The sequence below is a fragment of the Rhodanobacter sp. FW021-MT20 genome, from assembly GCF_041107475.1.
GTDB classification, from domain to species: Bacteria; Pseudomonadota; Gammaproteobacteria; order Xanthomonadales; family Rhodanobacteraceae; genus Rhodanobacter_A; species Rhodanobacter_A glycinis.
On record NZ_JBGBPX010000016.1, the window covers coordinates 86,757 to 94,211 of the forward strand.

Genomic DNA, 7,455 nt, shown 5'->3' on the forward strand with positions numbered 1-7,455 from the left:
TGACGAAAACTCTCAGATTTAGTTACCCCTCCCCTCCCTTACGCCCTATTCAACATTATTAACCTAATGTTGCATAGACGGCTGCAATCGTTCCTACAGGAACGTAAGACGTTCCGTTATTGCATATCGAGATAGCCTGTGCGAGGATGCCGGCGTGCACCCTCGCGCACGCACGTGTACGCGCGCGTAGGCGGCCGGGATCTCAACGAAATCGCTCATCTGGAGCCTGGAGCCATGCTGAATACGACAGACGCCGGCGCCGCCGGCCGGAACGTCCCGAGCACTCACGCGGCAGTGAGCCCCACCGAGATCGCTCGGCTGAAAGCAGCTCATCCCACGGACACCCGTGCGCTAGTGCGCGAGGTGGCCAATCGCTTGTTCATCGCCGGCGAGAGGCCGACCCGGGCGCTGGTGCGCGAATTGACCGGCCGCGGCTCGATGACGACCATCGACGCGGGGTTGCGGGAGTGGTGGGAGGCCCTGCGTAGGCAGCTGGACACACGGGTCGACGTGCCAGGCATACCCGAGGCGCTGGTGCCGGCCTTCCAGACGGCGTTGGCGAGCCTATGGCAACAAGCGGCACTGGAGGCCAAAGGGGCCTTCGATGATGAGCGTGCGGCTGCGGATACGCAGATCCAGGACGCCCGCGCCGGCGAGGCCGCAGCACACGCCATGGTGGATTCGGTTCAAGCCAGTCTCGACGCCGCCCATACCGAGTTGGCCGAGCGTGGCCGCCGCATCCAACAGCTCGAACATGAGTTGGCAGCGGCCAGGGCCAGCCACGAATCAACCGCCGCCGCCCTGCAGCGTGAATCTGCTGGGCGAGAAGCGGATCGCCGGCAGGCCGATGCAGACCGCCGCGAGCACGAGGCCGCCTTGGCCCGGGTGCTGGACGAGCGCGTGCGCGAACGTGAGACCCTCGAAGGCCAACTGGCGTTCACCACACGCCAGATCGACGAAGCGCGAGAGAAATCCAAAGGGCTGGCCAGCGAACTGGGCCGGGAGCGTGGGCGGGCTGAAAAGGCTGAGGAGGCTGCCCGAGCTACGGCGAGGGAACTCGCCGACGAGCGCCGAGCCCGGGATAGCGAGCGCGCTACGCTGATCGCCGAGAAGGCCGATGGCGACCGTCGACACGAGGTAGTGCTTGGAGATCTGCGGGAGGAAATGGCGGCAGCCAATGCAGCCCGGCAGGAAGCCGCGGTAGAGGTCGCACGCCTACGACAAGCGCTCGATGCAGCTCTGCAGAGGGCCGCGGACGTTGAAAGGCGGCTTGCCGAGGAGATTGCCAAGAGCGCTGCCGCGGCTAGGCGAGCTTCGTCACATATGGTGCTGGACAAGGATGGCGAGGTACTTTTCACTCTGCCATATGAGCCGAGCGAGGACGAACAAAAATCCATCACTCAGCGCGGCTGGACAGTCACTCCGATTTGACTTGATGCAATCGTCACTACAGCGCTGGCCGCTTCATCTTAGCCTGCATGAGCAGGAGCTATTCTGATGCACTCGGTTAATTGCCAGCCAACGCGGCAAAGCTCTCGAAGAAGCAATCAAACTTCGTTGATTAAAAGGTCTGCTGATGCGTGTAATTATCTGTTGCGATTTCGTTGAGCCCGAAAGGGTTTGCGCGAGACGAGGCTGTGGGCACATGCTTACGCGTGGATATTTTGTGCGGTCTGAAGACGGCGTAGAACGCCCTTACGGTAAAGACTGCATACAGCATGAATTTGGGATCGGCGCCCACCGTGGTATTCCTGATCTTACCATTCGTGATGGTGCGCCAAATTCAAAGCGAAACAATAGTCGCCGAAATGATTCACTGCATGTCGACCATGACGACACGCTTATTGCTAAGCGTTATCTGCTTCTTCGATCCCGGCTGGCAGAATTACCTTACGCCGATAACGGTCTTCGCTACCAGCAACTGGCGGACATACATGCACAGTACGTCAATACTGGTGAGCTTTCTGCATCTGAGGTTAACCACATCGTTGCAATCGAACGGCACCAAAGAACGCCGCATAAATACAAGGCGATTAATCTCCTTGACGTACACACCGCGCTTCGCCAGATTGACAAGAAGATACGAAATGCAACATCCGATAAATCTGTTGAGTATTTAAACAGCATTCGTCACGGTAAGCATGGCCTTCTGCCAAATCTGCGTCTCTCGCAGAAGCAAATTATGCAAACAGACCTCAAACTTCACAAAAATGCGTTTCAATTTTAGGAACGCGATGTGGCACGTTTAAGCAACAACCCCGCGACGTGCTAAGCCGCTCTCGATCTTGAAGCCGCCCCTTTGGTCGGCAAGAGCAGGAACTTCCCATGGCAGCTGCCAGCGCACAGAAATCCGAAGTTTTGACCATCGACCTGACCCCGACGTGGGGCGAACTTGGTAACGTCTACACCCGTATGGCCGAAAGCGGTGAACGCGCCGCAGCACGCGGAATGCGTGGTGAGGTCGCCCGAGCGTTCGCCTTAGCCGAAGCGTTCAAGAAGATCCACGAGGCGTTGCCGGCAGATCTGCGCGAGCAGGCTGAGAAAATTGTCGCGGCCGAGCTGCGTAAGCAGGGCATCGAGGTTCTCCCCGTGAAGGAAGGAGAGCACGCATGAGCAATGGATGCGCTTTGGAGCCGGAGGAGCCGTCCTACAGCAGGTATCGCGTATACCTGACCAGCGCACCCGGCCATTGGGCACAGTACAACGGCCACGTCGACGTGGTTGCACCTGATGGCGTCGAAGACCTCGACGACGAAGTGTTCTCCCGAGCGGTCAAAGCGCTGGCCAGGACGTCTTTTCCTGATCGCCCTAGCCTGTCGAGTTGGCGACTGGAGCGATTCGAGCGCCTTTCCTGACGCGTTATGGTCAATACCCACCGAGCCCGCCAGCACCGCTGGCGGGCTTTTCTTTATGCGAACGCACCCACCAAACGGTCGCAACAGCTCAACCAGCATGCGGCAGCAACTCTACCGTCGAAGCTGCCTTGTCTGGCAGCACGGGAGAGAAGGATGGACGTCACACGTATCGAACGCGGATGGGCCGCGCACTACATCTGTGCGGCGCGGTGCTTGTTCCGACGCAACACGCTGCTGGTTGCCGGCGATCGCGGCATCGTGGTTAGCACGGTAGGCAATTTCCGGCCTGAAGATCACGGTCACGGGCCGGTCGAGAAGGTGAATGCTGACGGGTACTACGAAACCCAAGCATTCATTGCCGGCGGGGACGTCGCCGGCGGCGTCGGGTACATCGAGGCCGATATTCGCCGGCCCGTGCACTTCGAGTCGCCTCGCCGGCTCGATCTTAGCCCAGACGTTGATCGTCAGGCTGACCTGGTGGCCAACACCATGCACGAGAATGTGGTCGCCGAGCTGATCGAGGTACTGCGCCAACGCTAGCCTCAGCCGTGACCTGCATGTGCATGGCTTCTGCATGATGAACCCCTGCCCCGGCCAGCTCATTCGAGCGGCCGGGGCATTGCGTTTGCAGCAAGGCGCGGCACGTCGACGCAACACGTATGGAGTGCTGCCGCTGCTACCTCAATCGGAGACCGCTCGATCGAGCGGTATAGGAGAAATCGATGAAAATGTTGATGCAAGCGTTGTTCGCCTTCCTGGTCTGTTCGTTCGCTTTCGCGGCCAACGCCGCGGAGCCTGGTATACGGTTTCATGTGACCGTCTATCGATCGGGTTCTTTGCTCATCGACCAAGCGGCGGGCGTGGATCTTGGGCGGACTGCCACGCTGACAAAGGCAACGCCGTTCGAGATGCCCGGGGCAGCGTGCGCCGTGAACGGCAGCTCCAGAACCAGTGTCGCCGGCACCGGGAAAAGTGGCGTGACCGTAACTGTCCGGCCGGTTGCGGAGTCGAGTGACGCCACGTCGGTTCGAGCCGTCGTCCGCCTGCAGAATTCGCAGCTGGTGCAGGCTGTGCCTATCCAGGCTGGTGTGTGTAAGGGCGAGACCCCGGCCATGCTGAAGTACGACAGCTCCGCGACGTTTCAACTGAGCAAGAAGCACAAGGGAGTTCTTCGTGTGGGGGCGTACACCGTCGACATGAACCTCCTTGATGCGGCGCCGGCGCCGAAACAAGGGCTGCGCATCTAAGCGCGCCGCCACCTGCAACCAAAACCGACCAGCTCCAGGGCTGGTCGGTTTTCTTCTGAATAGTTGGCGCAACGGCGCTCACGGAACCCAGGCGCACTACTCCACGAAGCCGCCCCGTTGGGTGGCATGGAGTCGGAACCATGCAGCAGAACGAATACATCCCCCGCGCAGTGGTCTGCATCAGGGATTACTACTACACGCTTCGCGAAAGCGCGTTGATCCAGATGAGGATGCCCGGGGGCGAGACCCACCGGATCGAGCGGCTCTACCACGTTCGCAACCTCTCACAGGACGCGGACGAAGCCATCAAGCTGGCCAAGCACTATGCCGCACAAAATGGCCTGGCATTCAGCCAGTCTGCCGACAGTTTGCGATCGGAAATGTTGGCCATCAAGCGAGCCTCGGCCGAGGAGATGCAAGAGCGCCGGCGTCGAGAGGAGGAGGAAGATCGGCAAGCTGCGGAGGCCCGTGAGCAACACCAAAAAGCAATCCTCCTCGTTACCGAAGCCGAAATCGCCAATGGCTTGCTGGTGCGCGGCCGGCCACACTGGGCGCCTGAAGTGGTACTGCTGGAGCTTGGCGCGGGCGCCACGCTTCGCGGCTTGGCCACCAGTCTCTACGGCCAGCAGGGAGGGGGCTGGATCGACATGAACGCTCTGCAGCCTGGCGACATCGGCTACATCGATTGGGTGGCTAAGAGCTTTGCTCGTGGCGATTTTGCCGATTCGCCGGTGATGACACTCCGTGGCCAGGCTGTAGTTGCCCGCTTCGGTGAAAAGCCCCTGCCCGATCCTGTTCCTGGCGTCTACCTTGGGAAGCCCGGCGAGAGGGTGGCGTTGCAGGCGGTCATCGTCTCTAAGCGTGACTTCCCGGTGATCGCCTACGGCACGGGGATGAAGACGCTCGTGAAGATGGTCGAGTGCGGCACCGGAGCGTCCGTCATCCATTGGAACAGCGGCATGTCCTATGGACAGGTCGGGGATCGCGTAGCGATCAAAGCGACCGTCAAGGAGCACGAAGACTACAAGGGCACCGCCCAAACAGTCGTCTTGCGCGTCCGCGCTGCATGATCTCCAACCCGCCGGCATTGCTGGCGGGTTTTTTTTCTTTCGTGTCTCGATGCCGGACGAACTGGACTGGGCTCGCCGCTCTGCGGCTCGGCCTCCCTGCGGGCTCCGCCCGCTGTCGGCCCGCCCGTGCGGCCCAGCCGTCCCGCTCGCCGTAGAGGTCGTCTCTGCCGCCTATGCGTCAAGGTTTGGCGGGAAAGGCAAAGCATGCGGGGTGGTGGTGACCCTGCGCAACGATGCCGCGGCGCGCTTGCGGGCGCTTCCACCCGAAATCCGGCCAGTCGCCGGGTGCTGGAGAGAGGCATGGGGCCGTACAACAACGAGACGAGGACGTATGAAAAGGTGGAGGGCTACGAGAGCGGCCACTGGTACGTGAAGGAATCCACACGGGAACTCTTTATCGTCCCGAGCGCGGAGGCGGAGATTGAAGGGCCGGACAATGAGACGCTGGAAGCTCTGAACACGATCTATCGCGAGAAGCCTTTCAAGGAGGTCGATGCGTATGCCGTGGCCAATCAGCTTGGCCTGGTTGTGGTCGCCGACGCCCTCAAGCGCTTCGACACGGAGGTCGGCTACTTCCACGCCTGATATGCCACGAACCTGTCGCCTCCTATCGGGGTGGCAGGTTTCCCTTTGCCGAAAGAGGAACCGACGCAACGGCGTCACTTTCCATCAAAGCGCACAACCAACCGAAGCCCGGTTTGTGCCGGGTGCTTGGAGAAACTGTCATGCCTCAATCCAACGAACAGGGAAAGTGGGTGATCTGCCCGTGCTGCAAGGGCGAAGGCAAGCGCGACATGCAGGGTGTCGTCGATCGTGATGATTTCGATGACGAGGAGTGGGCGGAATATCTTGATGGCAGCTACGACACTCCGTGTTCAGACTGCGGCGGCAGCGGCAAGATGCTTGCGACAACGGCGGATCGCCTGATCCGTCGCACAGGTACTGGGGGGCATAGTGTCTTCTACAAGGACGCAGACGATGCCAGCGAGCACTTGCTGCGTATGGTCGATGGCATGGTATGAAACGCCAGCGCCACGCCATCCACCGGGCCGTCATCGAGCCCTGATTCCATGTCCACTAACCCACCAGCTCTGCTGGTGGGTTTTGCTTCGTCACTGCCATCCAGCCGTGGCACGGCCGAGCAACGCCCGCGCTCACTATGCCGCATCGCTCCATCAAGAAACCGACCCACTGGTTGGTATGGCTGGAGAATCACGATGGTCTTGATGAACGCCTGCATTGCCACGAAAGAGCCGACCGAGGGGATGCACCCGGTCAATACACTGCGCGGACACTTCGTCAAGCGCAAGCCGGACGCGAGCAAGGTCTACAAGGTCGAGGGCTACTGCGCCGACCAGAAGCGTTGGGAGCTGACGGATGTGAACGACGTGAGCCGCTGCATTTACGTCAAGCCAGGCACGTTGTTGTTCGCCGGTTTCACCTACTAAGGGGGGCGGCTATGTGCAACTTCTGGCGAGTCACCATTCGGAACCGCGATGGCTCTTTGCATTCCTTCGGGGTTTCCGCGGGGGCGGCTTTGGACGCCATGCGAGCCGCGAACTGGGCAGAGGGTCGCCCGTGCGCGATATCTGCGGAGCCGTGGGAATAGAGACGTAGAAAGTCCGATCAGCTGCTGCAAGTCCTGGCCTTTTGCTTCGCCGATGTATCAAAGCTCCAGGGCGCGCCCTGGAGCTTTTTCATGGTTGATGGCACGCCAAAGCAACATGCAGTGGCATTGGGCGTTCCCGCTTCGTTCCAGAGCCGCCCCGTTGGACGGCATGTGATGGAGATTTTTCATGCGGAAATACGCAATTGAGTACGCTGCGGCACTACTGGATCTGGCCATGCTGCGGGGCAACCTGGGCGAACTCGATGCCGAGCAGCGGGAGGCTCTCGAAGACCCGCAGCAATGCTTCAGCATGCTGGCTGATTTCGACGCTCGCCTGGGTTTGAACGTGAATGAGGTTCGCCGCGTGCTCGCCGAGTGGCATGCTGAATCTCCGAGGCGGTTCGGTGGCTGGAAGGCTGGCGATGCCGGTTGCACCCGCGAAGGCAGTACGTATCGTGTGACTCGGATTGATTCGGACGGCTATATCCAAGTCGAGATTGAAGATTCCGATAGGCGAGTAAGCGTGGTTGCCCACCCTAGTGGCAAGGTTGGCTCACAGGGTGGCTGGGATCTGATGGCACCTGTCACTCGACTCGAAAGGGCGCCGTAATCTGCGCTCGATGGTGGCTCAGCTATCGATGCCATTGCAGCTCCAGGTCATCCACCTGGAGCTG

General features: G+C 60.5%; 11 protein-coding genes. All 11 read left to right on the forward strand.

Annotation, left to right across the window (positions count from 1 at the left end; translation table 11 throughout):
- Positions 1–234 precede the first annotated feature (234 nt).
- The 11 genes from AB7849_RS15645 to AB7849_RS15695 all read left to right on the forward strand — a co-directional run bounded on the left by AB7849_RS15645 (position 235) and on the right by AB7849_RS15695 (position 7,391).
- Positions 235–1,431, forward strand: a complete 1,197-nt coding sequence (locus AB7849_RS15645) for a DNA-binding protein (RefSeq protein ID WP_369501358.1) — start codon at positions 235–237, stop codon at positions 1,429–1,431.
- A 214-nt stretch (positions 1,432–1,645) separates the two neighbouring features.
- Positions 1,646–2,227 (forward strand): hypothetical protein, encoded by a 582-nt coding sequence (locus AB7849_RS15650; RefSeq protein ID WP_369501359.1) that lies wholly within the window; start codon positions 1,646–1,648, stop codon positions 2,225–2,227.
- Positions 2,228–2,325: 98 nt separating this feature from the next.
- Positions 2,326–2,613: a hypothetical protein gene (locus tag AB7849_RS15655; RefSeq protein ID WP_369501360.1), complete on the forward strand. Its 288-nt coding sequence runs from the start codon at positions 2,326–2,328 to the stop codon at positions 2,611–2,613.
- Positions 2,610–2,855 carry a hypothetical protein gene (locus tag AB7849_RS15660; protein ID WP_369501361.1) on the forward strand — a complete coding sequence of 82 codons (246 nt, stop codon included), beginning with the start codon at positions 2,610–2,612 and terminating at the stop codon, positions 2,853–2,855. The genes AB7849_RS15655 and AB7849_RS15660 overlap by 4 nt, the downstream gene beginning before the upstream one ends.
- Before the next feature lie 153 nt (positions 2,856–3,008).
- Positions 3,009–3,395, forward strand: coding sequence for a hypothetical protein (locus AB7849_RS15665; protein WP_369501362.1), 387 nt, complete (start codon positions 3,009–3,011; stop codon positions 3,393–3,395).
- Between the two features lie 182 nt (positions 3,396–3,577).
- Positions 3,578–4,102: a hypothetical protein gene (locus AB7849_RS15670; RefSeq protein ID WP_369501363.1), complete on the forward strand. Its 525-nt coding sequence runs from the start codon at positions 3,578–3,580 to the stop codon at positions 4,100–4,102.
- 140 nt (positions 4,103–4,242) lie between these two features.
- Positions 4,243–5,172, forward strand: coding sequence for a hypothetical protein (locus tag AB7849_RS15675; protein WP_369501364.1), 930 nt, complete (start codon positions 4,243–4,245; stop codon positions 5,170–5,172).
- A gap of 300 nt (positions 5,173–5,472) precedes the next feature.
- Complete coding sequence (locus AB7849_RS15680; RefSeq protein ID WP_369501365.1) at positions 5,473–5,757, forward strand: hypothetical protein; 285 nt, start codon at positions 5,473–5,475, stop codon at positions 5,755–5,757.
- 140 nt (positions 5,758–5,897) lie between these two features.
- Entirely contained in the window at positions 5,898–6,194 is a 297-nt protein-coding gene (locus AB7849_RS15685; RefSeq protein ID WP_369501366.1) for a hypothetical protein, read from the forward strand.
- A gap of 195 nt (positions 6,195–6,389) precedes the next feature.
- The gene (locus tag AB7849_RS15690; RefSeq protein ID WP_369501367.1) at positions 6,390–6,620 is read left to right on the forward strand and encodes a hypothetical protein; all 231 of its coding nucleotides are present in this window, start codon (positions 6,390–6,392) and stop codon (positions 6,618–6,620) included.
- Between the two features lie 348 nt (positions 6,621–6,968).
- Entirely contained in the window at positions 6,969–7,391 is a 423-nt protein-coding gene (locus AB7849_RS15695) for a hypothetical protein (protein ID WP_369501369.1), read from the forward strand.
- Positions 7,392–7,455 lie beyond the last annotated feature (64 nt).